Annotated in this window: 24 protein-coding genes; 14 read left to right on the forward strand and 10 right to left on the reverse strand. The window is 65.9% G+C overall.

The window, feature by feature from the left end; genetic code table 11:
- Positions 1–163: 163 nt before the first annotated feature.
- Positions 164–379, reverse strand: a complete 216-nt coding sequence (locus NMB41_RS15645; protein ID WP_494378734.1) for a DUF1289 domain-containing protein — start codon at positions 377–379, stop codon at positions 164–166.
- Positions 360–929, reverse strand: a complete 570-nt coding sequence (locus NMB41_RS15650; RefSeq protein WP_494378735.1) for a DUF1415 domain-containing protein — start codon at positions 927–929, stop codon at positions 360–362. The genes NMB41_RS15645 and NMB41_RS15650 overlap by 20 nt, the downstream gene beginning before the upstream one ends.
- Before the next feature lie 442 nt (positions 930–1371).
- Here NMB41_RS15650 and NMB41_RS15655 point away from each other — a divergent pair, with 442 nt between their 5' ends.
- The 5 genes from NMB41_RS15655 to NMB41_RS15675 all read left to right on the forward strand — a co-directional run bounded on the left by NMB41_RS15655 (position 1372) and on the right by NMB41_RS15675 (position 8219).
- Positions 1372–2685 (forward strand): transglycosylase SLT domain-containing protein, encoded by a 1314-nt coding sequence (locus NMB41_RS15655; RefSeq protein WP_494378736.1) that lies wholly within the window; start codon positions 1372–1374, stop codon positions 2683–2685.
- A 387-nt stretch (positions 2686–3072) separates the two neighbouring features.
- Complete coding sequence (locus NMB41_RS15660) at positions 3073–4515, forward strand: DEAD/DEAH box helicase (protein WP_494378737.1); 1443 nt, start codon at positions 3073–3075, stop codon at positions 4513–4515.
- Between the two features lie 318 nt (positions 4516–4833).
- Complete coding sequence (gene senB, locus NMB41_RS15665; protein ID WP_494378738.1) at positions 4834–5817, forward strand: selenoneine biosynthesis selenosugar synthase SenB; 984 nt, start codon at positions 4834–4836, stop codon at positions 5815–5817.
- Positions 5818–5842: 25 nt separating this feature from the next.
- A complete protein-coding gene (selD, locus tag NMB41_RS15670; protein WP_494378739.1) occupies positions 5843–6898 on the forward strand; it encodes a selenide, water dikinase SelD in 1056 nt (351 codons plus the stop codon).
- A gap of 169 nt (positions 6899–7067) precedes the next feature.
- Entirely contained in the window at positions 7068–8219 is a 1152-nt protein-coding gene (locus NMB41_RS15675; RefSeq protein ID WP_494378740.1) for a GGDEF domain-containing protein, read from the forward strand.
- Between the two features lies 1 nt (position 8220).
- Here NMB41_RS15675 and NMB41_RS15680 read toward each other — a convergent pair whose 3' ends face one another.
- The 4 genes from NMB41_RS15680 to egtD form a co-directional block, all read right to left on the reverse strand.
- On the reverse strand, positions 8221–8397 hold the full coding sequence (locus tag NMB41_RS15680) for a hypothetical protein (protein WP_494378741.1): 177 nt from the start codon (positions 8395–8397) through the stop codon (positions 8221–8223).
- 99 nt (positions 8398–8496) lie between these two features.
- Complete coding sequence (locus NMB41_RS15685; protein ID WP_494378742.1) at positions 8497–9429, reverse strand: YihY/virulence factor BrkB family protein; 933 nt, start codon at positions 9427–9429, stop codon at positions 8497–8499.
- Positions 9430–9449: 20 nt separating this feature from the next.
- Positions 9450–10655 carry an ergothioneine biosynthesis protein EgtB gene (gene egtB, locus NMB41_RS15690; RefSeq protein ID WP_494378743.1) on the reverse strand — a complete coding sequence of 402 codons (1206 nt, stop codon included), beginning with the start codon at positions 10653–10655 and terminating at the stop codon, positions 9450–9452.
- A gap of 8 nt (positions 10656–10663) precedes the next feature.
- Positions 10664–11647 carry an L-histidine N(alpha)-methyltransferase gene (gene egtD, locus NMB41_RS15695; protein WP_494378744.1) on the reverse strand — a complete coding sequence of 328 codons (984 nt, stop codon included), beginning with the start codon at positions 11645–11647 and terminating at the stop codon, positions 10664–10666.
- A 159-nt stretch (positions 11648–11806) separates the two neighbouring features.
- On the opposite strand from egtD, the gene NMB41_RS15700 reads away from it, so the two are divergent.
- From NMB41_RS15700 to NMB41_RS15725, 6 genes are all read left to right on the forward strand, one after another.
- Positions 11807–12685 carry a putative selenate ABC transporter substrate-binding protein gene (locus NMB41_RS15700; protein ID WP_494378745.1) on the forward strand — a complete coding sequence of 293 codons (879 nt, stop codon included), beginning with the start codon at positions 11807–11809 and terminating at the stop codon, positions 12683–12685.
- Between the two features lie 19 nt (positions 12686–12704).
- On the forward strand, positions 12705–13517 hold the full coding sequence (locus NMB41_RS15705) for a phosphonate ABC transporter ATP-binding protein (RefSeq protein ID WP_494378746.1): 813 nt from the start codon (positions 12705–12707) through the stop codon (positions 13515–13517).
- Positions 13518–13519: 2 nt separating this feature from the next.
- Positions 13520–14347 carry a PhnE/PtxC family ABC transporter permease gene (locus NMB41_RS15710; RefSeq protein ID WP_494378747.1) on the forward strand — a complete coding sequence of 276 codons (828 nt, stop codon included), beginning with the start codon at positions 13520–13522 and terminating at the stop codon, positions 14345–14347.
- The gene (phnE, locus tag NMB41_RS15715; protein WP_494378748.1) at positions 14344–15138 is read left to right on the forward strand and encodes a phosphonate ABC transporter, permease protein PhnE; all 795 of its coding nucleotides are present in this window, start codon (positions 14344–14346) and stop codon (positions 15136–15138) included. Before NMB41_RS15710 ends, phnE begins: the two co-directional genes overlap by 4 nt.
- A 14-nt stretch (positions 15139–15152) precedes the next feature.
- The gene (locus NMB41_RS15720; RefSeq protein WP_494378749.1) at positions 15153–15797 is read left to right on the forward strand and encodes an ABC transporter ATP-binding protein; all 645 of its coding nucleotides are present in this window, start codon (positions 15153–15155) and stop codon (positions 15795–15797) included.
- Between the two features lie 247 nt (positions 15798–16044).
- Complete coding sequence (locus NMB41_RS15725) at positions 16045–16332, forward strand: hypothetical protein (protein WP_192054864.1); 288 nt, start codon at positions 16045–16047, stop codon at positions 16330–16332.
- A gap of 24 nt (positions 16333–16356) precedes the next feature.
- On the opposite strand, the gene NMB41_RS15730 is transcribed toward NMB41_RS15725, so the two are convergent.
- From NMB41_RS15730 to NMB41_RS15745, 4 genes are all read right to left on the reverse strand, one after another.
- Complete coding sequence (locus NMB41_RS15730; RefSeq protein ID WP_494378750.1) at positions 16357–17019, reverse strand: hypothetical protein; 663 nt, start codon at positions 17017–17019, stop codon at positions 16357–16359.
- Positions 17020–17059: 40 nt separating this feature from the next.
- The gene (locus tag NMB41_RS15735) at positions 17060–18025 is read right to left on the reverse strand and encodes a Ppx/GppA phosphatase family protein (RefSeq protein ID WP_494378751.1); all 966 of its coding nucleotides are present in this window, start codon (positions 18023–18025) and stop codon (positions 17060–17062) included.
- A gap of 276 nt (positions 18026–18301) precedes the next feature.
- Positions 18302–19492 (reverse strand): GGDEF domain-containing protein, encoded by a 1191-nt coding sequence (locus NMB41_RS15740; protein ID WP_494378752.1) that lies wholly within the window; start codon positions 19490–19492, stop codon positions 18302–18304.
- Positions 19486–19761, reverse strand: coding sequence for a hypothetical protein (locus NMB41_RS15745; protein ID WP_494378753.1), 276 nt, complete (start codon positions 19759–19761; stop codon positions 19486–19488). The genes NMB41_RS15740 and NMB41_RS15745 overlap by 7 nt, the downstream gene beginning before the upstream one ends.
- Before the next feature lie 42 nt (positions 19762–19803).
- Here NMB41_RS15745 and NMB41_RS15750 point away from each other — a divergent pair, with 42 nt between their 5' ends.
- From NMB41_RS15750 to NMB41_RS15760, 3 genes are all read left to right on the forward strand, one after another.
- Positions 19804–20640, forward strand: coding sequence for a spermine/spermidine synthase domain-containing protein (locus NMB41_RS15750; protein ID WP_494378754.1), 837 nt, complete (start codon positions 19804–19806; stop codon positions 20638–20640).
- A gap of 120 nt (positions 20641–20760) precedes the next feature.
- Positions 20761–23610: a bifunctional diguanylate cyclase/phosphodiesterase gene (locus NMB41_RS15755; RefSeq protein ID WP_494378755.1), complete on the forward strand. Its 2850-nt coding sequence runs from the start codon at positions 20761–20763 to the stop codon at positions 23608–23610.
- An 80-nt stretch (positions 23611–23690) separates the two neighbouring features.
- On the forward strand, positions 23691–23900 hold the full coding sequence (locus NMB41_RS15760) for a hypothetical protein (protein ID WP_494378756.1): 210 nt from the start codon (positions 23691–23693) through the stop codon (positions 23898–23900).
- Positions 23901–23947 lie beyond the last annotated feature (47 nt).

Raw genomic sequence — 23947 nt, forward strand, 5'->3', positions numbered from 1 at the left:
GAAGTGCCCACGCTGCCGATTCTGCATAGTAGATGTTGCTACAGGTCACTGGCAAGCTGCTTTCAGGCGTGATAACCGCCAGTTGCAGCGGACTAGAACCCGCCCGTTACAGCCCTATCATCGCACAGCGGCGGCGCCGCGGCGGCGGCCCGCCCAACCGTGCTCAGGTGTTGCGGCGGGGGTAGCCCTGGGCCAGGATGCGCTGCCAGACCAGCTCCTTCTGTTCAGCCGGCATCGACACCCAGTGCGCGACCTCGGCCACGGTACGCCCGCAGCCGCGGCAGACGTCGTCGAAGGTGGTCGAGCAGACCGCGACACAGGGGGTGTCGGGACGCGGCGGGAGGGCGCCAGCCCCCGGATTAGCGGGCTGGTCCGACATCGAGCTTGTCCCAGCCTTCGTGGCCGAGTTGTTCCATGGTTTCGATATTCTTCTCGAAAATTTCGGCCGCATCGGGGAAGGCCTCGACCGCGCGCTCGATGCTCTCCTCGCGCAGGAGCTGCAGGATCGGGTAAGGCGCGCGGTTGGTAAAGTTCTCGATGTCGTTCTTGTCGGTGTCGGCGAACTGGTAGTCGGGGTGGAAGCTTGCCACCTGCAATTCGCCGTCGAGGTGCATGTCCTCGACCGCGGCGTCGGCCACATCCAGGAACTCGTTGTAGTCGAGGAAATCGTCGAGCACGAAGGGATGGATGATGAGCGTCGTATCGACCTGCTCGGCCGGGGTGTCGGACAGCTGCTGCAACTCGTCCATCAATTGTTCCAGCAGCGCTTCGGGCGTGCGCGCCGAGGAGACGACATAGCGCACCTGCTCTTTTACATAGACGGCTTTGGCGAAGGGGCAGAGGTTCAGGCCGATGACGGCCTTTTCCAGCCAGCGGCGGGTGGCGGCAAGGATGGCGTCGTCGTCAGCGTTCAGGTTGGCAATACTCATATGGCTCTCGGTAGGGAAACGGGCGCGAAAACCGGATTGTACGCACAGTTTGCGTGTGCTCATAGGTCAACCATTCGACGCGGGTAAGTTGGAAACAGAGCGAACGGGACGGGAAAATCCGCTTTTCCTTATTAACTCGACAATAAGGCAGGGTCGCTGGATTGTTTCCCAAAGGAATGGATTACAAGGAAGAGATTCTGCATACTCCCTTACAGTATCTTGTTTTTCATCGGCATTCTTCCTATGAGATGGGTCCGAGGTCAGTGGCATACCCCTCGCGAGTGTTGTCAAATCAATTTCATGTTGGCAAAATGAGTAGACAGAAAAATTTGTAACGGCTCAGGTATACCGCTTGACTGCTTTCTTCGCCGCTACTTACACTGCCCCCTTATCGTCAGTCCTGCAGTTCCGGGACGCAACATACTGGAAAGCTATGTACGACATGACCCGCACACCCTCAATTGCTGCCGCGCTGGTGCTTCTGCTCTCGGCTCCACTCGCCCATGCCATCGACAATGCCCCGGTCAACGCGCTCGTCAGCGCCGCCGTCACGCGTCCCGCCCTGCCTTCCGCCGCCGCTGCGCTGAAGGTCGACGACTACAAGGAAACCGATGTCTGGGGCCGCATCCGCAGCGGCTACGCCATTCCCGACATCAGCAACAGCCTGGTCGATCGCCATGTGAAGTCGTACAGCCTCAAGCCGGAATACATGGCGCGCATTTCGGGCCGTGCTTCGCCCTACCTGTACCACGTGGTGCAGGAACTGGAAAAGCGCAACATGCCGACCGAACTGGCGCTGCTGCCGATCATCGAGTCCGCCTTCAACCCGCAAGCCCTGTCGACCGCGAACGCCGCCGGCATCTGGCAGTTCGTGCCGGGCACGGGCAAGGACTACGACCTCAAGCAGAACACCTTCAAGGACGAGCGCCGCGGCGTGCTGGCCTCGACCGATGCCGCCCTGACCTATCTGCAGCGCCTGTACACGATGTTCGGCGACTGGCAGCTGGCCCTGGCCGCCTATAACTGGGGCGAAGGCAATGTCCAGAAGGCGATCAAGAAAAACCAGGCGCTCGGCAAGCCAACCGATTTCGAAAGCCTGGCCGACCTGATGCCGGCCGAGACGCGCAACTACGTACCGAAGCTGCAGGCGGTGAAGAACATCGTCGGCAACCCGGTCCAGTACAACGTCGCCCTCCCGGTGATCGACAACCAGCCCTATTTCACCGCGGTCGACAAGACCAGCGACATCGACCTCGCCATTGCCGCCCAGCTGGCCGAGATGTCGCTTGACGAATTCAAGGCCCTGAACCCGCAGTTCAAGCGCCCCGTCATCACCGGCGGCGACCGCACCAAGATCCTGCTGCCACAAAAGAACGCCGAGAAGTTCCACCTGAACCTGGCGCAGTTCGGCCAGGCGCTCTCGACCTGGACCACGCACAAGATCACGGGCGCCAAGGAAAGCATCGCCTCGCTGGCCTCGAAGTTCGGCACCACCCCGGAAGTCATCCGCCAGGCCAACAACATTCCGGCCCAGACCCGCCTGAAAGCCGGCTCGACCATCCTGGTGCCGAAAACCTCGGCCTCGCTGCACTCGGACATCGCCGAAAACATCGTCGACAGCGCCGTCATGGCGCTCGAAGCGGACCGCGGCGAAAAGCGCAGCGGTGCACGCACCCAGCGTTTCAAGACCAAGGCTGTGGCAAGTTCGGGCAAGCGCGTCTCGCGCAGCACCAACAGCACGCGTAAACACCGCTGATCGCCTGCATCGACAGCATCCATGGGCCGGCCTCAGCGCCGGCCCTTGTTTTTTCCCTGCTCGCAGTTTGCGCAGGATCAAATCGACCGCACTGTGCAAGCATTCCAAAACTACTGTATAGTGCTGTTTGTGCGCTGCAATAACACGACTACCGGTCACCCAGGCGCACTAAAAGTAACAACAAGCAGCACCGCAGCCAGGCTTACCGCTCCAGGTAGCCTTTAAAGCCCTCCCGCCCTGTGTGTCGATCTCCTGACACCGTCCCGGCGCAAAGCTTTTGTGCCGAAATTTCTTTCATTTCTGAGTCATTTCGTTCTGTTGGTTCGCGTTGCTATTTTGCGCTCGTACACATGATGAGCGCTGATCTCTACCGAAAGTAAGAAAACAATGAGTTTTGAAGCACTCGGCCTCCACGCCACCATCGTCAAAGCAGTCACCGAATCGGGTTACACCGTCCCTACGCCAGTCCAGGAACAAGCCGTTCCTGCCGCGATCGCAGGCCGCGACCTGCTGGTGTCCTCGCAAACCGGTTCGGGCAAGACCGCAGCCTTCATGCTGCCGGCCCTGCACAAGCTCGTCAGCGCCGAAGTCGTCGCCGCGCCTGCACAAGATGCATCCCGCGGCCGCAACGAGCGCGTCCGTTTCACAGCCGCCAAGCCAAAGATGCTGGTGCTGACCCCGACCCGCGAACTGGCCCTGCAGGTCACGACCGCCACCGAAAAATACGGCAGCCACATGCGCCGCATCCGCGCCGTGTCGATCCTGGGCGGCATGCCTTACCCCAAGCAGATGCAACTGCTGTCGAAGAATCCTGAAATCCTGGTTGCTACCCCAGGCCGCCTGATCGACCACATGGAGTCGGGCAAGATCGACTTCTCGGAACTGCAGATCCTGGTGCTGGACGAAGCGGACCGCATGCTGGACATGGGCTTCATCGACGACATCGAAAAGATCGTCGCTGCAACCCCGGCCGGCCGCCAGACCATGCTGTTCTCGGCAACGCTCGACGGCGTCGTCGGCAACATGGCACGCCGCATCACCAAGGATCCGATGGTGATCCAGATCGCCAGCGCCTCGAACCGCCACGAGAACATTTCGCAGCGCGTGCACTTCGTCGACGACCTGTCGCACAAGAATCGCCTGCTGGACCACCTGCTGCGCGACGAGTCGATGGACCAGGCCGTTGTCTTCACCGCCACCAAGCGTGACGCCGACACCATCGCCGACCGCCTGAACATCGCCGGCTTCGCAGCCGCCGCGCTGCACGGCGACATGCACCAGGGCGCGCGTAACCGCACCCTGGACAGCCTGCGCCGCGGCCAGGTGCGCGTGCTGGTCGCAACCGACGTCGCTGCCCGCGGCATCGACGTTCCGACCATCACCCACGTGGTGAACTACGACCTGCCGAAGTTCCCGGAAGACTATGTGCACCGTATCGGCCGTACCGGCCGTGCCGGCCGCAATGGCCTGGCGATCTCGCTGGTGAACCACGCCGAAGGCATGAACATTAAGCGTATCGAGCGCTTCACCAAGCAGCTGATCCCGGCGACCGTCGTGGAAGGCTTCGAGCCGAAGCGTTCGGCGCCACCGGCACGTACCGGCGCCCGTCCAGGCGGCTGGAAACCAGGCGACGGCCGCAGCGCCGCCAAGCCAGGCCAGCGCAGCTTCAGCAAGCCATCGGCAGCACCACGCGAAGGCGGCTACAACCGTGACGCGGCGCCACGCGGCCCGAGCACCGGCGCCCCACGCCGCGAAGGCAGCAGCGGCGGTTACCGCGGTTCGAACCCACGTTCGGCCGACGGCGCACGCCGCAGCTTCGGCGATCAGTAATCGATCGCTGTAGTGAATGAATAAGGACGGCTGCTTCGGCAGCCGTTTTTTTTCGTCTTCCTGGCGCATCGGCGCGTCCTTGCATGGACTGGTTGAACGCGTGGGCGGCGCATACGTGGTGTCTGTTCAAATGACCGGATGGAGCCGCCCACCCTACGCCTGCTGCATACTTTTCTGCATACCCGTAGGGTGGGCGGCTCCACCCGTCGGCGCGCACATAGGCGGCATGTGCGCCGCCCACGCGTTCAACGCACGCCTGAATTCACGCGCTGCCCGACGTATAATCGCGCTCCCTCCCGCTTCCCTGACCAGCCCCCGATGGACCGCCAGCGCATCCTCATCGTCAGCCCCGCCGCCGCCCGCGACAACAACGGCAACTGGCAAACCGCCAGCCGATGGGCGCACTTCCTGCGCGGCAGGCACCTGGTCGAGGTCGGCAATGGCTGGACAAGCGCCGATCCCGCGCCCGCACTCCTGATCGCGCTGCACGCACGCCGCTCGGCCGCCGCCCTGGCCGCTTTTCGCGAAGCGCACCCCGGGCGCCCGATCATGCTGGTCCTGACCGGCACCGACCTGTACCGCGACATCGACACCGCTCCCGAGGCCCTCGCCTCGCTCGAGGCGGCTGACGCCCTGGTCGTGCTGCAGGAGGCCGGACTGGCGCGCCTGGCGCCGCACCTGCGGCAAAAGACAAGGGTGATCTACCAGTCCTCGCCGGCGCTGCGTCCCGTCGCGCCCTCGCCCCGCGCGCGCCACGTCGACATTTGCATGATCGGCCACCTGCGCGAAGAAAAAGACCCGCTGACCTTCATGCGCGCAGCAACGCTGGTCACCGACCCGCGCCTGCGCCTGCTGCATGTCGGCGCCGCGCTCGATCCGGCGCTGCGCGATGCCGCGTGCGCCACGGCTAGCGCAACACCGCGCTACCGCTGGCTCGGCCCGATGCCGCATGCTGCCACGCGCCAGCGCCTGAAACGCTGCCGCGCGATGGTCATTGCGTCAAACATGGAAGGCGGCGCCAACGTCATCATCGAGGCCGTCACCAGCGGCGTGCCGGTGCTGGCCTCTCACATCGAAGGCAATGTCGGCATGCTGGGGGCGGACTATGCCGGCTTCTTCCCGCTCGGCGACGCCGCCGCCCTGGCGCGCCTGATCGAGCGCTGCACACAGGACGCCGGGTTCGACGCCCTGCTGCGCCGCCAGTGCGCCGCACGCGCCTCACTCTTTAGCCCGGCCACCGAACAAGCGGCGCTGGCCGACTTGGTGGATAATCTGCTGCGCCCGGCGAACCGGGCCGCCTGACTACTTTACAAAAATGGAACCCAACATGAACGCGCCCGAGCAGACCATCAAACTGACTTCCTTTTCGCACGGCGGTGGCTGCGGCTGCAAGATTGCGCCCGGCGTGCTGGCCGAAATCCTGAAGAACTCGAGCGGCTTCCCGGTACCGCCCCAGCTGATGGTCGGCATCGAAACGGCCGACGACGCCGCCGTGTATAAACTCAACGACGAGCAGGCCCTGATCGCCACCACCGATTTCTTCATGCCGATCGTCGACGATCCCTTCGATTTCGGCCGCATCGCCGCGACCAACGCCATTTCCGACGTCTACGCCATGGGCGGCACCCCGATCATGGCCCTGGCCCTGGTCGGCATGCCGATCAACAAGCTGCCACTGGAAACCATCGGCGAGATCATCCGCGGCGGCGAATCGATGTGCGCCGAAGCGGGCATCCCGATCGCCGGCGGCCACACCATCGATTCGGTCGAGCCGATCTATGGCCTGGTGGTGCTGGGCCTTGTGCACCCGGACCGCGTCAAGCGCAATGCCGACGCCAAGGCGGGCGACGTTCTGATCCTCGGCAAGCCGCTGGGCGTGGGCGTGCTGTCGGCCGCGCTGAAGAAGGATGTATTGGGTGCGGACGGTTACGCCGCGATGATCGCCAATACCACCAAGCTCAACAAGCCCGGCCAGGCGCTGGCCGCGATGGACGGCGTGCACGCCTTGACCGATGTCACCGGCTTTGGCCTGCTTGGCCACCTGCTCGAACTGGCGCGCGGCGCGAGCCTCGGCGCCGAACTCGACATGGCCAACATTCCCCTGCTGCCCGGCGTGCTGCAACTGGCCCAGGACAGCTATTTCACCGGTGCGTCCGGGCGCAACTGGGACGCCTACGGCAAGGATGTGGTCTTGTCCGAGGCGATCACCCCGGCCCAGCAAGCCCTGCTGACCGACCCGCAGACTTCGGGCGGCCTGCTGGTCTCCTGCGATCCGGCGGTGGCCGAGGCCGTGCTGGCCTTGTTCGCGCGCGAGGGATTTGGTGAAGCGAAAGTCATCGGCCGCATGGCGGCGGGCAAGCCGGGCGTGCTCGTCAAGGCCTGAGCGGCCTGCCACCTGACTGGTTACTGGGCGGCAAGGCAAAACCTTGCCGCGTCAACCCTTATATTTTCTACTTGAAAAGCCAAGCATTGTCTATTTGAGAATTGTCGGTTGTATAATGCCCTTCGCCGGCGCAGACCGGCCTTGAATTTCACAACGAATCCCAGAGACAATGCCCACGCAACAGGCCGCTACGGCGGCGCTTGACCCCGATCCTCCGATCCGGCGCAGCACGCGCCTGGCCAATGCCCTCCTCGGCAGCGACAGCCTGCAACGCCGCACCCTGGCGCTGCTGGGCCTGGCCGCCCTGGTCACCGCCACCGTGGTGGTCTTGCTGCTCTACGCCGCCAGCATCGGCGTGGCCGACCTGAACCAGGTCAGTGTCCTCACGGTCATGTTCGTCCTGTTAATCTGCGGCTTCTACGCCGTCATCCGTAGCGGCCTGAACCAGCGCTTCGCCGACCCGACCCTGGCCATGCCGCAAACCATCATGGCGCAGACCCTGATCGGGGCCGCGTATGCCATCACGGGGCCCGTGCATGGCGCGACCGTGATCATGCTGTCGCTGGTGATGGTGTTCGGCATGTTCAGCCTGCGCCCCCTGGCGGTGCGCCATGCCTGCATCTATACGGTCAGCCTGATGGGCGTCGTGATGTACTGGTGCGCCCAATACCAGCCGCTGCACTATCCGGCGCGCCAGGAAATCTTCAATTTTGCGCTGATGGCCATCGTGATGCTGGCCATTTCCCAGCTCTCCGGCCAGCTGAGCGACATGCGCACCCGCCTGAAGACGCAAAAGATCGCACTCGAGCAGGCGCTCGCCCACATCAAGGAAATGGCCGCGCGCGACGAACTGACGGGGTTGCCGAACCGGCGCCGCATGATGACGCTGCTGCAGGAACATGCGACCCGCTACGCGCGCGGCGGCCCGCGTTTCTATGTCTGCATCATCGATCTCGACCACTTCAAGAACATCAACGACAGCTACGGGCATGCCGCCGGCGACGCCGTCCTGCGCGCGTTTGCCACCCAGGCCCAGGTCGTGCTGCGCACCACCGACATGATCGGACGCTGGGGCGGAGAAGAATTCCTGCTGCTGCTGCCGGCAAGCGCGCCGGGCGACCCGACGCTGGGCGTGGCGCGCCTGCGCGACAGCCTGGCCGCAACGCCGGCCATCCAGTCGCTGCCGGAGGTGCGCGTGCGCTTCTCCGCCGGCTTTGCGCGCTATGAAGAGGGCGAACCGATCGACCAGGCGATCGAACGCGCCGACCGCGCCCTGTACGCGGCGAAATCGGCCGGACGCAACCGCAGCGTCGTGCTCTGAGCTATTCCAGCTTGGAAGCGCCCCGCTGCGGGGCTGAAGAAGACTGAAGGCCATGCCGCACGACGGCCGGCTGGCGCAGTTGGTGCAGCTGGCGCGCCAGCAGGGCGAGGCCCGCCAGCAGCGCGAAAAATGCCAGCATGACCGGCAATGGCAAACCCAGGAATACGCCACTTTCCATGACAGCTCCCGTTCTGAAGTGCCCAGCGTTGTGCCGGCGCAAGAACGTACTGTGCCATTTTGCTGCTTGACGGAAATTGCGCTATCTCAAAGCGATGCTTCAGGCGGCGGTCGTCATCGGCTGATGGCCTTCCGGCTTGCCGCGCCCGACGCGCTCGTATTCGGCGATCACCTGGGCGCCGAACAGCAGCAGCGTCGCCCCGATTTCCAGGCTGAACATGACCACGATCGCCGTCGTCATCGAGCCGTACACCACATTCACCTGGGACAGGGTGGAGAAATACCAGACCAGCACGTGGCGCGCGACTTCCCACAGCAGCGCCGCCGTCACTCCGCCGACGAGCGCATGCGAGAGCGACAGGCGCCCGACCGGCATCACCAGGTAGATCGAGGTCAGCACCAGGATCTCGCCGCCCAGGCCCATCAGGTAAAGCAGCGCGCCGGAGACGCCGTCGAGCGCCCAGTCGGTGCCGAACAGGTGCACGCTCTCCTGCCCCATCACCTGCAGCGTGCCAGCCACCACCGTCACCAGCATCACGCCCATGCCCAGCGCCAGCATGTAGCAATACGGCAGCACAGCCGATACCAGGAAATGGCGGCGCCGGATCGCCACCCGGTGGATGAAAATCACGCTCATCGCGTTTTCCAGCACTGTGAAGGCGAACGAGCTGAAGAACAGCATGGTCACCCCCAGCACCCAGGTGATCAGCTCGCGGTTCGCGAGGAAGTTCGCGACCTCTCCCACGATCGAGGACGACTGGCCGGGAAGGAGCAGCTCCAGGTAGCGGCGCAGGGTTTCGAGCAGTTCGGCCTGGTCGATGAAATGCGACAGGCCCACCACCATCAGCATCAGGAAGGGCACGATCGACAACAGCGCGTAATAGGCGACGGCGCCCGCGAGCAGCAAGCCCTGGTTGGCGCGAAAGCCTTTCAGGACGCTCAGCATGAAGGCCAGCGGGTGCGACAGGATATAGGCGTTGGCGCGCCGGTTCAGGATCCGGACGCGTATGCTGCGCAGCTTCAAGCGGCGCATCCTCAGTCGGCTCAGGCCGATCATCGTGCCAGCCTGATGCCAGTAAACTGCCAACGGGCGCCGGCCGGGAAGAAGTTGCGGTAGCTGGCACGGGCGTGGCCGCCCGGGGTCGCGCAGGACGAGCCGCGCAGGACGTACTGGTTGATCATGAACTTGCCGTTGTATTCGCCGATTGCCCCCGGCGCCGGGGCATAGCCCGGATAAGCTGCGTAACTGCTGCTGGTCCATTGCCAGCAGGCGCCGAACATTTGGGCCAGGCCCGCGCCCTGGGCGGCGCCCGGATGTAAATTGCCCAATTCGATTCCGGCCAGGCGCGCGGCGAACTCCCATTCCGCTTCCGTCGGCAAGCGCGCGCCGGCCCAGCGCGCATAGGCGTCGGCCTCGAACAGCGACAAATGGGTGACCGGGCGCGCCGGATCGAGCGGCAGCTCGCCGTGCAGGGTGAATTCGGTCCAGCCGCCATCGTCCTGGCGGCGCCAATAGAGGGGCGCGGCGAATTCGCCTGATGCGACCTTGTCCCAGCCTTCGGCCAGCCACAGGGCCGGGTCGCGGTAGCCGCCTGCCTCGATGAAGGCCAGGTATTCGCCATTCGTCACCAGGCGCGAGGCCAGGGAGAACGGGGCGACATAGCTGCGGTGGCGCGGCAGCTCGTTATCGAAAGCAAAGCCGTGGCCGTCGTGCCCGATCTCGACCAGGCCGCCGTCGAATTCCAGGAATTCCAGCGGCCGCGCTTGGGCTTCGGGCCGCATGCCCTCGCCGTCGTAGCGCGGCGCGATCGGATTTTGCGCCAGCAAATGCTTGACGTCAGTGAGGATCAGCTCCTGGTGCTGCTGCTCGTGCTGCAAGCCGAGCGTGACGAGTGCGGCCAGCGCCGCGTCTTCGCCGGCGTCGAGCAGGCGCAGCATGCGCGCATCGACGTCCTGGCGGTAGGCGCGCACCTCGTCCAGCGAGGGACGGGTGAGCAGGCCGCGCTGGGCGCGCGGGTGCTTCGCGCCGACGCCGTTGTAATACGAGTTGAACAGCACCCGGAAGGCGGCATGGAAGGGCTGGAAGGCCGGCTCGCGCGCTTCGAGGATGAAGGTCTCGAAGAACCAGGTGGTATGCGCCAGGTGCCACTTGACAGGGCTGGCGTCCGGCATCGACTGGGCGCAGCAGTCCTCGCTTGACAAGGGCGCGGCCAGTTGCACGGAAGCTTGGCGCACCGCCTGGAATTGGTCGCGCAGCATGGCGTTCGTCAGGACAGCGCCTGCGCGTGGATGACTGCGAACGGGCAGCGTGGATCGGTCCACACGCGCGTGGCTTCGAAGCCGGATTGTTCGAGCAGGTGAATCGCGTCGGCCTGGCGGTATTTGTAGCTGTTCTCGGTGTGAATGCGTTCGCCCGCGGCGAAATCGCGCCCGCCGCCCTCCCACCGCACGCGCTGCGCGGATTTCGCCTCGAGATGCATTTCGACCCTGCCGGCGGCTTCGTTATAAAAACCGACGTGGCGCCACTGCTTGACGTCGAAGTCGCTGCCGAGCAGGCTGTTCACATGGCGCAGCACATTGAGGTTGAAGGCGGCGGTGACGCCGAGCGCGTCGTCGTAGGCGGCATCCAGGATGTCCGCGTCCTTGGCCAGGTCGATACCGATCAGCAAGGCGCCGTCATCGCCGCAGCTTTTGCGCAGGCGGGTCAGGAAGGCGCGCGCCTCGGGCGGCGTGAAGTTGCCGAGCGAAGAGCCCGGGTAGAAGAACAGGCGCTGTTCCTCGCGCACGTCCTCGGGCAGCTCGAGCCCGTTCGAGAAATCAAGCCCGAGCGCGCGCATGTCGATGTGGGGAAAGCGCAGGCGCAGCCGTGCCAGCGCCTCGCTGACGAACTCCGTCGAAATGTCGACCGCGACGTATTGCGCCGGGCGCAGCAGGGGGAAGAGCGAGGCGGCCTTGGCGCAATTGCCGGCGCCCAGGTCGATCATCGTGGCGCCGATCCCGCAGGCGTGGGCGATTTCACGGCCATGGCGCTCGAAGATGCCGGCCTCGGTCCGGGTCGGGTAATACTCGGGCAGCTCGCAGATGGCTTCGAACAGTTTCGAGCCGAGCGGGTCGTACAGGAACTTGGGCGAAATCGTCGCCTGGCGCGCTCCCAGGCCATCGATCAGCTCGGCCGTGAGGTGGGCGCCGGCATGGGCACCGGCCTGGGCGCTGGTGGCATTCGGCCTCTCGCTTGTGCATGTCGTCAGCATAAGGTTTATCATTCGTGCCGCCGGAGCACCCGATGCGCCCTGGCTAGGGAGGAAGTTGCTGTTTTTGCTATCATAGCGGAAGTCGCGAATCCTCCTCGTTCGCCTGCCGCGCAAGCGTGCTCGCCGCCGTTTCCTTTTATTTACAAGAAGAAAGCCAACATGTCCCCGATCTCCACGCTGAAATCGCTGCTCGCCGCCTCCGCTACCGCAGCCATGCTGATCGCCGCCGGCGCCGCCGGCGCCCAGAACACGCCCGGCGTGCTGCGCGTCTCGGCCATCCCCGACGAAGCGCCGACCGAACTGCAGCGCAAGTTCAAGCCGCTCGGCGACTACCTGGCCAAGGCCACCGGCCTGAAGGTCGAGTTCACCCCGGTCACCGACTACGCGGCCTCGGTCGAAGGCCTGATCAACCACAAGCTCGACATGGTCTGGTTCGGCGGCTTCACCTTCGTGCAGGCCAACGTACGCAGCAAGGGCCAGGTCGTGCCGCTGGTGCAGCGCGCCGAAGACGAAAAATTCCGCTCGGTGTTCATCACCACCCAGCCCGGCATCAGCAAACTGGAAGACTTGAAGGGCAAGACCCTGTCCTTCGGTTCGGAATCGTCGACCTCGGGCCACCTGATGCCGCGCTCCTTCCTGTTAGCTGCAAAAATCGATCCGGACACCGACCTGAAGCGCATCGCCTTCTCGGGCGCGCACGATGCAACCGTCGCGGCCGTGGCCGGCGGCAAGGTCGATGCCGGCGCACTGAACATCTCGGTCTGGGAAAAGCTGATCGAGGGCGGCAAGGTCGATCCAAAAACGGTGCGCGTGTTCTACACCACGCCCGGCTACTACGACTACAACTGGTCGGTGAGCAGCAGCATGGCCCCGGCGCTGCAAAAGAAGATCCGCGACGCCTTCCTGGCGCTCGACGCGTCGACCCCGCAGGGCAAGGAAATCCTGGACCTGCAGCGCGCCACCAAGTTCGTGCCGACCAAGGTCGAGAACTACAAGGCGATCGAAGCTGCGGCCAAGAATGCCGGCCTGTTGAAGTAATCAGGCAACTGGTGAACCGATGAGTTTCAAGCTCGACAAACTGACCGTGCGCCACTTGGCCGGCGCCAAAACGGCTGCGCTGCACGAGCTCGACCTGGTGGTGAACCAGGGCGAGCAGCTTGCACTCATCGGTCCTTCGGGCGCCGGCAAGACGACCTTGCTGTCGACCCTGGCCTGCGCCCACCAGCCGGCCAGCGGGACACTGGCCGTGTTCGGCCTCGACCCCTGGGCGCTGCCGCAGAAGGCGCGCCACGCAATGCGCGCGCGCCTGTTCCTGGCGCCGCAGACGCCGCCGCTGCCGCCGCGCCAGCGCGTGGTCACCAGCGTGCTGGCCGCGCGCCTGCCCCATTGGAGCCTGGCGCAAGCGTTGCGCTCCCTGTTCAAGCCGCTCGACCCGGACGCCGCTTTCGATGCGCTCAGCCGCTTCGGCCTGGGCGACAAACTCTATGCGCGGGTCGACCGCCTCTCGGGCGGCGAGCGCCAGCGCTGCAGCCTGGCGCGCCTGCTGCTGTCGAACGCCGAGGCCTTCCTGGTCGACGAACCGATTTCCGCCCTCGACCCGTCCCTGGCGCGCATCACCCTGGCTACCCTGCAGCAGGAAGCGGCCGCGCGCAAGGCGACGCTGGTATGCAGCCTGCATCAGGTCGAGATGGCGCGCGCCCATTTCGGGCGCATCGTCGGCCTGCGCGAGGGACGCATCGTGTTCGACCTGCCGCGCGAGCAGGTGACCGACGCCATGATCGCCGCGCTCTACGAAAACGAGATGGCCGAAGCGCATCCGCACCAGTTGCACGAGCCGCCCGAACGCATCGCCGTGGGCGCCTGCTTCTGAGGATGGCGGCGCCTTCCTTACATCCGGATCCGGCCTGGCGCGGCCGCCTGATTGCCTGCGCCGCCGCGCTGGCCCTGCTGTGGCCGGCGCTCGTCTACAGCGAATTCAAGCCCTGGATCCTGTTCGACCTGCAAAGCCTGGCCGCCGCCGGCGGTTTTCTCTCTGATTTCTTGCGTCCGGCGCATGGGGCCGAATTCCTGATGATGGTGCTGCGCGAGACCTGGATCACGGTGGCCATCGCCACCGCCGGCCTGGCGCTGGCACTGCTGGGCGCGATTCCCGCCACGCTCCTGGTGAGCGAACGGCTCTCGATTTCGCGCCTGGGCACAGGCCGCGTGCGCTGGCCGGCGGCGCTGCTGCGCCAGGGCGTGCGCTGGCTGCTGGTGCTGCTGCGCAGCGTGCCGGAACTGGTGTGGGCGCTGCTCTTCGTGCGCGTGGTGGGCCTGGGGCCGACCGCCGGCGTGCTGGCCATCGCCCTGACCTATTGCGGCATGCTGGCCAAGGTGTATGCCGAAATCCTGGAGTCGAGCGACGCCCACGCCACCGACGCCCTGCTTGCGAACGGCAGTGCGCGCCTGCCGGCCCTGCTCTATGGCGCCCTGCCCGACGCCGCCGCCGAACTGGTCTCCTACACCATCTACCGCTGGGAATGCGCGATCCGCGGCTCGGCCATCATGGGCTTTGTCGGCGCCGGCGGCCTTGGCCAGCGCATGGACGAATCGACCAAGATGATGGCGGGCGGCGAAGTGGCGACCATGCTCTTCATGTTCGTGCTGCTGGTGGCCGCGGCCGACCTGGTCTCGACCCTGCTGCGGCGGAGGCTCGGATGAACAAACCCGCCCTGCCGCCGGCGCCGCCGCGTTCCTGGAGCACGCCCCTGCTGGTGCTGGCCCTGATCGCGCTGATCGTCGCCAGCTTCGCCACGCTGAAGCTCGACCTGGCCGCCTTCTTCACGCCGGAAGCGGTCAGCACCACCAGCGAATTCCTGGGCGGCTTCGCGCCGCCGGAAATGGCCGCACCCTTCCTGCTCAAGACCCTGAACGCGGCGCTCGAAACCCTGTCGATGTCGGCGCTGGGCACCTTGCTGGCGGTCCTTGCCGGCCTGGTGCTGGCGCTGCCGGCGGCCGGGCGCTGGGGCGCCGCGCCGCGCGCCGCCGTGCGCATCGTCTTGAATGTCCTGCGCTCGATTCCGGAACTGGTGTGGGCCGCGCTGCTGCTGGTGGCCGCCGGCCTCGGACCCTTCGCCGGCACGCTGGCGCTCGCCGTCCACACGGCGGGCGTGCTGGGGCGCCTGTTCGCCGACGCGCTGGAAAACGCCGAGCCGGCGCCGGAAGCGGCCCTGCGCGCGAACGGCGCGCCGAGCCTGGCCGCCTTCTTCTATGCCACCTTGCCGCAAACGCTGCCCCAAATGCTCTCCTACACCCTGTACCGCTGGGAGAACAATATCCGCGCCGCGGCCGTGCTGGGCGTGGTCGGCGCCGGGGGCCTGGGCCAGATGCTGAAATACCACCTGTCGCTGTTCCAGATGCAGAACGCCGCCACCGTCGTGCTGGCGATGCTGGTGCTGGTCGCCCTGGTCGATGCGATCAGCTTCGCGCTGCGGCGCGCCCTCACGCGCTAAGTGTAAAAGGATCCATGCTCGAACTCGCCAAGCTCACCAAAACCTATGGCGGACGCACCGTGCTGGCCGCGCTCTCGCACCGCTTCGCGGCCGGCCGCTTCGTCGCCATCATGGGCGAATCGGGCGTCGGCAAGTCGACCCTGCTGAACCTGATCGCCGGGCTCGACGCCCCCGACAGCGGCGAAGTGATCGTCGACGGCATCCACATGGCGGCGCTCGACGACGATGCCGCCACGCGCCTGCGCCGCACGCGCATGGGCTTCATCTTCCAGGCCTTTCACGTGCTGCCGCATCTGACGCTGCAGCAGAACGTGGCGCTGCCCCTGCTGCTCAATGGCGCGGGCACGGCGCGGGCCGACGACATGCTGGCGGCGGTGGGATTGAAAGGTCGCGGCGCCGACTTTCCGCGCCAGCTCTCGGGCGGCGAACTGCAGCGCGTGGCGATCGCGCGCGCCCTCGTGCACAAGCCGGCCCTCTTGCTGGCGGACGAACCGACCGGCAACCTCGATCCGGAAACGGCGGGCGGCATCCTGCGCCTCCTGCGCGACGAAATCCGCGCGAATGGCGCCGGCGCCATCATGGTGACCCACTCGCATGCGGCGGCCGAGATGGCCGATGAGGTACTGCTGTTGACGCGCGAAGGTTTGCGCCCGGCGTGAAGATGAGCGTAAATTCCAAGCGGAAATAAGCACGTTAGACACCGTTCGCGACGAATAGTGCGGCGCCTACCGCACAGGCGTAGTAATATCACAACGACCCGACCGCAGAGGAGCGGCTAACAAAACCTTCAGGACAAGCCGCTTTTGCGGCGATGATGGTTTTGTCAGGCGCTTCCAGCCAACACAATATCGGGCGCTTCCAAAACGGTCCTGTTCCTCAACCAAAGTACGCATTTTGGAGGAGTACATGAACGTACGCCAAAAAAAACAGGAAATGCTGGCCGCAATGCACCGCGCACGCGCCCTCGAACCATCGAGTTTCGTGCCGAACAAGCTGCTCGACACCTTGATCGAAAAACTGCATCTCAAAAATGATGCGGAGCTGTGCCGCGTGCTCGAAGTGCAGCCGCCGATCATCAGCAAGATCCGGCATCGCAAGCTCAACGTGGGCGCGACGATCTTGTTGCGCATGCACGAGAAGTCGAATATCCCGATCCGCGAACTGAAGGAGCTGACCTCGGCCGCGCTGCATTAGAACAGCCGATGCGTGGCCCTTGCGTTACACGCTCGGCGGGCGACCGGTTTTAAGCTGCGGCAGGCTATCGAGTACCTGGCGCAGCGTCGCGATGTCGAGGCGCCCGACCAGGGCCACGCCGATGCGCAGCAACTCGCTCTTCTTGATCTCGAAACCGGCCTTCAGGCAGGCCTGCTTCACGCTGGCCAGCACCGCATATTCACCGTCCGGCATGGTGAAGCTGTCGCGCACCAGGCTTGGCCGCGCACCGGTCTGCGCGGGCGCCGGCGCTGCACGGGTGCGACGGGCCGTCGGCGCTTGTTTGCCGGCCTTGACCAGCGCTTTCGCGGCATTCTTCACGCCGATTGCGGACGTCCTGGCGGGCGTGGCGCGTGCTGTGGTCTTTGCGGGGGGCTTGATCGCTTTCGCAGGCGCTTTGGCCGAGGCCTTGGCTGACGCCTTTGCGGCGCTCTTCGCCGGCGGCGCTTTTGCTGCCGCCTTCGCAGCGCTCTTCGGCGCAGCCTTGACGGCCGCGCTCTTCGCAGCGGCCGTTTTCACGGGCAGGGATTTCGAGGATGTGGCCGCGCGCTTCGGTGCGGCGGCGCTGGCCGGGGTCGTGCGGGCCGCCTTGGCGGCTGCCGGGACTGCTTTTGCCCGCGCCGATGCGGCTGCGGCCGTACCCTTGGCGGGTACCGGTTTTTTGGTCATTGCGTATTCCACTACTTAACAAGGTAAACAATATAGTCGATCAGGCGCATTCCGGGAAGGGGCGCTCCGTTGGCGTGCGCCTGTGCAGTTCGCGGATGACGCCGGCGCGCAGGCCCGTCGGCACCGGCACCAGCTCCTCGATGCCGAGCTCTTCGACCAGCGCCAGCAGCAGCGCCAGGCCGCCGGCCATCTGGGCCGCGCGCGCCGGCTGCTGCGACAGGGCGGCGATGCGCATGAAGCCGCCCTCCTCGACCAGCGCATGGCGCAGCGCGACCAGGCCGGCCGCATGCGCACCGCGCCCGTCGGAGGCCTGCGCCCCGGCCAGTTCGAACAGGGCGCGCACCGTGCCCGAAGCGCCGTAGGCGCGTTGCCAGCGCAGTGCTCCGGCAAGTGCGCCGGCGTCGGCGAAGCGGCTGCGCGAGGACGCCAGCGCCGCCTCGAAGGCCGCCGGCGTGATGCCGTTGCCGAAAAACGCCAGGCCCTGGCGCAGCGCGCCGACGCCGTAGGACTGCACCAGCTCGACCTCGTCCGCGCGCCCGACCACGATTTCGGTCGAGCCGCTGCCGACATCTAACACCAGGCGCCGCTCCTGCGTCTCCGGCAGCGCGCCCGCCACGCCCAGGTAGACCAGGCGGCCCTCTTCTTCGGCGCCCAGCACCTCGACCGGATGCCCGATCGCCGCCTGCGCCGCCGGCAGGAAGGCCGGCGCATTGCAGGCCACGCGCAGCGCCGCGGTGGCGACCACGCGCACGGCGCGCACATCCCAGTTCGCCAGGGCCAGCCTGAACTGGTGCAGGCATGCCAATGCGCGCCCCATCGTCTGCGCATCCAGGCAGCCATCCGCGCCGATCCCCGCACCGAGGCGTATCGGCTCGTTCAGGGTCGCGGCCACCGCCATGGCGCCGTTTTCCCAGCTGGCCACGTGCAGGCGAAAGCTGTCGGACCCGAGTTCGACGGCGGCGTAGAGCGGTGCGGAAAATGTGGGGTATGGAGCGCAAGCTGGCATGGTTCGCCCTGGCTGGAAGAACCCGCAGTGTGCACCGGCTTTGTGACGTACCGATGACTGGATGCCGCAGATCAAAAGCTGCTGGTCGACGTTTACCGTAGGGTGGGTACTCCGTGCCCACGCGTTACGGGCGTGTCTGGCATACGTGGCGCCGACGGTTCGCTCGCACGGCAGCCGGCCACCACGTACACCTTCCGCGGTGCGAGCGGTCGTCACCGATCCAGGTGGAAGCATGCGCACGTAAGGCGTGCGCGGCGGCTAACGATTGACTGAAGCTTAATTTTCCGGCGCGGTCTCGCGTGGCGCGAGGCGAATCGCATTACGCCCGCCTTCCTTGGCGGCGCGCATGGCGCTGCCGGCGCGGCCGAACAGGGTGACGTTGCTGTCGTCCGGGCGGATCGTGGTCACGCCGAAGCTGGCCGTCATCGAGATCATGGCGCGCTCGGTTTTCACGGGCGTGGCCTCGATCGCGGCGCGCATGCGCTCGGCCACGAGCATGGCTTCGTCAGAGCCGGTGCGCGGCAACAGGAGGGCGAATTCGCCTCCGACCAGGCGGCCCAGCAGGTCGCTGTCGCGCAGCTGGCGCTTGCACAGGTCGGCCACGTGGCGCAGCACGACGTCGCCGACCGGATGGCCGTAGCCGTCGTTGACGCGTTTGAAGCTGTCGAGGTCGAGCACGACCAGGGCGGTGGGCGAACCAGGGCGGCGCGCCAGCGCCATCCAGGGCGCGAGCGCATGGAAGAAGCCGCGCCGGTTCGGCGCCTCGGTCACCAGGTCGAGCGTTTCCAGGCGTTCCAGGTCCGCTTGCAGGCGCTCGCGTCCCAGCAGCAGGAAGCCGAAGCCGTTGACCAGCATGAGGAGATAAAAAGCGATGGTCGAGAGCTGGCGCAGCAGGTCGTGCGAAAGCCAGCGCCAGCCGTCGGGCATGACCAGCACCAGGATGCCGCGCGCGGCCACCACCAGCGCCAGGATGGCCGAGACGATGGCCAGCGCGCGCTGCAGCATCGAGGCCTCCTTCCAGCCGCGCGCCAGGGCCGCCGCACCGGCGAGATAAAAGGCGCCGAGGATCAGGGCGGCGGCGAGCGTGCGCAGGCCGAGCGGATCGATCCAGTAGGAGACCAGGAAAATGAAGACGGCGCCGACCGCGAGCGGCACCATGGCGCGCTGCAGATGGCGCCGGTGCGCGGTTTCCCACATGGCGGCCGATTCCGCCGCGACGCCGGCGATCAGGAGGGCCCAGCCGCCGGGCAGCGCCAGCGGCTCGGGGATGACGCGCGCGCCGCCCAGCGCGAGCAGGATCCAGCTTGCCGCCTGCACCTGCTTGGACAAGCCCCAGCTGGCCAGTGCCGGTGCGCGCACGTTGCCGTAATCGAAGAAGAACAGCACGCTGCACAGCGCCAGGTTGCCCAGGGCGAGCACCAGCATCATCGTGGTCGAATCCATGGTCAGCATGGCGCCGCTCAGCATTCGTGCTCCACCTGCTCGGTGCCGTCGCCGACCTTGCTGGCCCAGGCGCTGGCAAAAATAGCCCGTTCGGCCTCGCTTGGCACCTCGCTCCAGAACACGATCAGGGTACCCTTGTGGTCGTGCAGCTGGGTCAGCTTGTCGACGAACTGGGCGTTGCCGGCGCTGTCGGCCAGCGCCATGGCGTAGCCGTAGACGCGATTGAGCCGCTCGATGCGGTCGGGTTCGAGCGCGCTGTTGGTGGCGGTGATCGTCGGGTGATCGAGAAACATACGGAACTCCTGTGGCGGCAAGGGCCAGCTTAGCAGAGTTTCATGCCTGTGAACAAGACGCAGCAGCGGCCGGAAGTTGTCGCATGGCGTGTGTTTACTGCCGCCCTTCTCTTCTATACTGATGCCATGCCCGAACGCGCCGACACCGCCGATCCTTCGCTTCCATCCGTGCCGCGCGTGCGCACCCGGGGCAACCGGCGCACCCTCGAATTCGAGGGCGGCGACATCCAGAGCGAGATGCTGCTGTCGCACCCGGACGCGCTGGTGCTCGACTACGCGCGCGCGATGATGTGCTTTGCCCTGTTCACGCCGCGTCCGCGCCATATCCTGATGGTGGGCCTGGGCGGCGGCTCGCTGGCCAAGTTCTGCTACCGCCACTTTCCGCAGGCCCGCATTACGGTGCTGGAAATCTGCGCCGAGGTGATCGCCCTGCGCGATGACTTCCAGGTGCCGCCCGACGACGCGCGCTTACGCATCGTGCACGCGGACGCCGCCGACTATATAGAGGCCATCCCGGCCAGCGTGGACGCAATCCTGGTCGACGGCTTCGACGCCGCCGGCATGCCCGCCGCCCTCGGCAGCGCGGCTTTTTACCGCGCTTGCCGGCGCGCGCTGCGCGAGGGCGGCGTGTTGGTTGCGAACGTCCTCAGCTACGATCCTGCGCACAACGCGATTGTCGAACGCATCGACGACGCTTTTGAGCGCCGGGTCTGCGAGTTTCCCGGCATTGCCGGCAACAACCACCTGCTCTTTGCCATGCATACGGCAGCCGGCGCCGCCGGGCGCCCCTTCGCACGCCGGCGCGGCCTGGGTTTTTCCTTCTTGAACAAGCTGCTGGCGCGGCTGCTGGTTGCCTGGCTCGCACGGCGGCCTGTCTGATCGCGGCGACACCCGCGTTTTCAGGGCGCCTGGGGTGAGGATTTGTTTGCGAAAAACGACCAACCTATGACACACTCCACTGCTTTGGTGCTCTCAAGCAAATAATTTTCAGGAACCGTCATGTTGCGTCGCCTGCCGTTTTCATTTACCCGCGCGGCGGCCCTCACGCTGGGAGCCGGCCTGGCCGCCTCGACAGCCCTGTTCGTCGGCGTGAGCCATCTCGAATACGACAACCTGGCGCTGTCCTTCGGCCAGCGCGCCGAGCAGCGCGTGGCGACGGTGCGCCAGGGTTTGCACGACGCGGTTGAAGTGGTAACGGTGACGAACCAGCTGTTTGCCCTCGGCGCCCCGGTCACGCGCGCCCAGTTCCATGACTTCACCGCCCCGCTCCTGCTGCGCCATCCCTTCATCAAGGCCTTCAACTACCACCGCATCGTGCCGGACAGCGAACGCGCGGCGGCCGAGGCCGAGTTGCAGCTTTTCATACCCGGTACCGTCATCACCGACGACCTGAGCGGGCGCCGCGGGCCGGCCGGGCGCCGCACCGAGTACAGCATCGTCGACTACCTGGTGCCGCTCAAGGGCAACGAGGCAGCGTTCGGTTTCGATGCCGCGACGCGCCCGCAGATCAACAGCGCCCTGGCCCGTGCCCATGCCGACAAGCGCGCCACCGCCACCCCGCTGTTCCCGCTGGTGCAGGACGCCAATCCGCAGCCGAGCTTCCAGGTGCTGCTGCCCGTCTACGACACCAAGGGACAGCTGACGGGCGACACCGCCGTCGTGGTGCGAGCCCAGGAGCTGGTCAGCATGGCCCTGGCCGGCGCGGGCCTGCTCGACGACAGCCAGATCGTGATGTCGGTGTATGCCGGCGCGCGTCCCGAGGCGGCCGACCTGGTCTTCACCACCAGCATGGACGGCGCGAGGCCGGCGCGCGAGCTGCTGGGCAGCTGGATCGCCCCTGAATTCGACACCCGCATCGTGCGCACGCTCGACGTCGCCGGCCGTCCCTGGCTGGTCGAGGTGGGCATGAAGCCGCGCCCGTTCGCGGCCGACCACCTGGCCTCGCTGGCGATGCTGGCCGGCGGCATCCTGCTCAGCCTGATGACGGCGGCCTGGGTCCAGGCCTCCGGCGAGCGTGCGCGGCGCGTGCAGCAGCTGGTGCGAAAGCGCACCGCCGACCTGAAACGCACCAACCGGCGCCTGGTCGACGACATGGTCGCGCGCGAGCGCACCGAAAAGGCGCTGCAGCAGAGCGAGCAGCGCTTCCGCCAGCTGGTGTCGATGTCCTCGGACTGGTACTGGGAGCAGGACAGCAGCTTCCGCTTCACGATGGTCACCGGCGGTTTTTCCGAAAAGGCCGGCGTGCTGGTCGACCACCTGCTTGGCAAGACGCGCTGGGAATACGTGCCGGCGCTGATCGACACCGAATACGGGCGCAAGCACATCGCCCAGGTGCGCGCCAACCTGCCCTTCACCGACCTCGAATACCAGGTGGTCGACGACAACGGCCAGACGCGCTGGTTCCTGGTCAACGGCCAGCCCGTGTTCGACGAGCTCGGCCAGTTTGCCGGCTACCGCGGCACCGGCAGCGACATCACCGAGCGCAAGCTTACCGAGCAGCGCGTGCACCACGTGGCCCAGCACGACGCCCTGACCGGCCTGCCGAACCGCTCGCTGCTGCAGGACCGCCTGAGCCAGGCAGTGGCGTACACCAGCCGCAGCGGCAACCCGGTCTGGGTCATGCTGATCGACCTCGACCGCTTCAAGTTCGTCAACGACAGCATGGGCCACAAGGCCGGCGACGTGCTCCTGATGACGGTGGCGGCGCGCCTGCGCTCGTCCCTGCGCGACGCCGACACCGTGGCGCGCCTGTCGGGCGACGAATTTGTCGTCATCGTCTCCGAGCGCGGCGACCAGGAACTCACGCCCGACATCGTGCAGCGCGTGATGAATGCGGTCGCCCAGCCGGTCATGCTCGGCACCAAGGAATTCTTCGTCACCTGCAGCATCGGCGTGGCCGTGTATCCGAGCGAGAGCACCGACGCGGACACCCTGATCGAGCATGCCGACATCGCCATGTACCGCGCCAAGAAACTGGGCCGCAACAACTTCCAGTTCTATACGCCGGCCATGAACGAGGAATCGCTGGAACGCGTGCGCATCGAGAGCGCGCTTCGGAATGCCGTCGAACGCAACGAATTCGTCCTGTATTACCAGCCCCAGCTCGACATGAAGACCGGCAAGATCTGCGGCATGGAAGCGCTGATCCGCTGGCAGCATCCGGAACTGGGCATGGTGCCGCCGGGACGTTTCATCAGCATTGCCGAGGAAACCGGGATGATCGTGGCGATCGGGGCCTGGGTGTTGCGCACCGCCTGTGCCCAGAACAAGGCCTGGCAGGACGCCGGCTTCGACAAGCTGCGCGTGGCCGTGAACCTGTCGGCGCGCCAGTTCGGCGCGGCCGACCTGATCGAGAACCTGGCCGGCGTGCTGCTCGATACGGGCCTCGAGCCGAAATACCTGGAAATCGAGCTCACCGAAAGCCTGTTCATGAGCGACATCACGCCGGCCGTCGACCTGCTGCACCGCATGAAGGCGCTGGGCGTGAACCTGTCGATCGACGATTTCGGCACCGGCTACTCGAGCCTGTCCTACCTGTCGCGCTTCCCGATCGACGTGCTCAAGATCGACCGATCATTCGTCGCCGACATCACGCGCGACGCCAACGACGAAGCCATCGTCACCTCGATCATCGCGCTGGCGCACAACCTGAAGCTGGCAGTGATCGCCGAAGGCGTGGAAACGGGCGAGCAGCTCGACTACCTGCGCCGCCATGGCTGCGACGAAATGCAGGGCTATTACTTCAGCAAACCACTACCGGCGCACGAGTTCGAGCAGCTTCTGGTCGAGGGCCGCGGCCTGGCGCCCCACGAAATCATCACGCCTGAGCCAGCCATCCCGCAGATTTGAAGGATTATTCCTACAAGATTGTGGCATTTTGGATATCGTTGTTCTACAATAGGAATGTCTCTATTGCAACGTGCGGGAACATGATGAACATCGAAGAAGTACAAACGCAGCAGTCGGCAAATGCACGCGTGGTGAGGACCGATTCGCGCACGCGCGACCTGGTCAACCAGGCAGTGGCCTCGATTCCAACGCTCGGCTTGCAGCGTGCCGCCGAGTTTCTTGCTGCGATGAATGTGCCGGCGGAGATAGCCGTGCGCACGCTGGTGTATCCACACCGCCGCCGCCGCTAGGGCGCGGCAGCCGGCAGTGCATCAGCCCCTGCAGGCGCAGGGGCATC

Source organism: Massilia sp. FBCC-B171, from assembly GCF_059134155.1.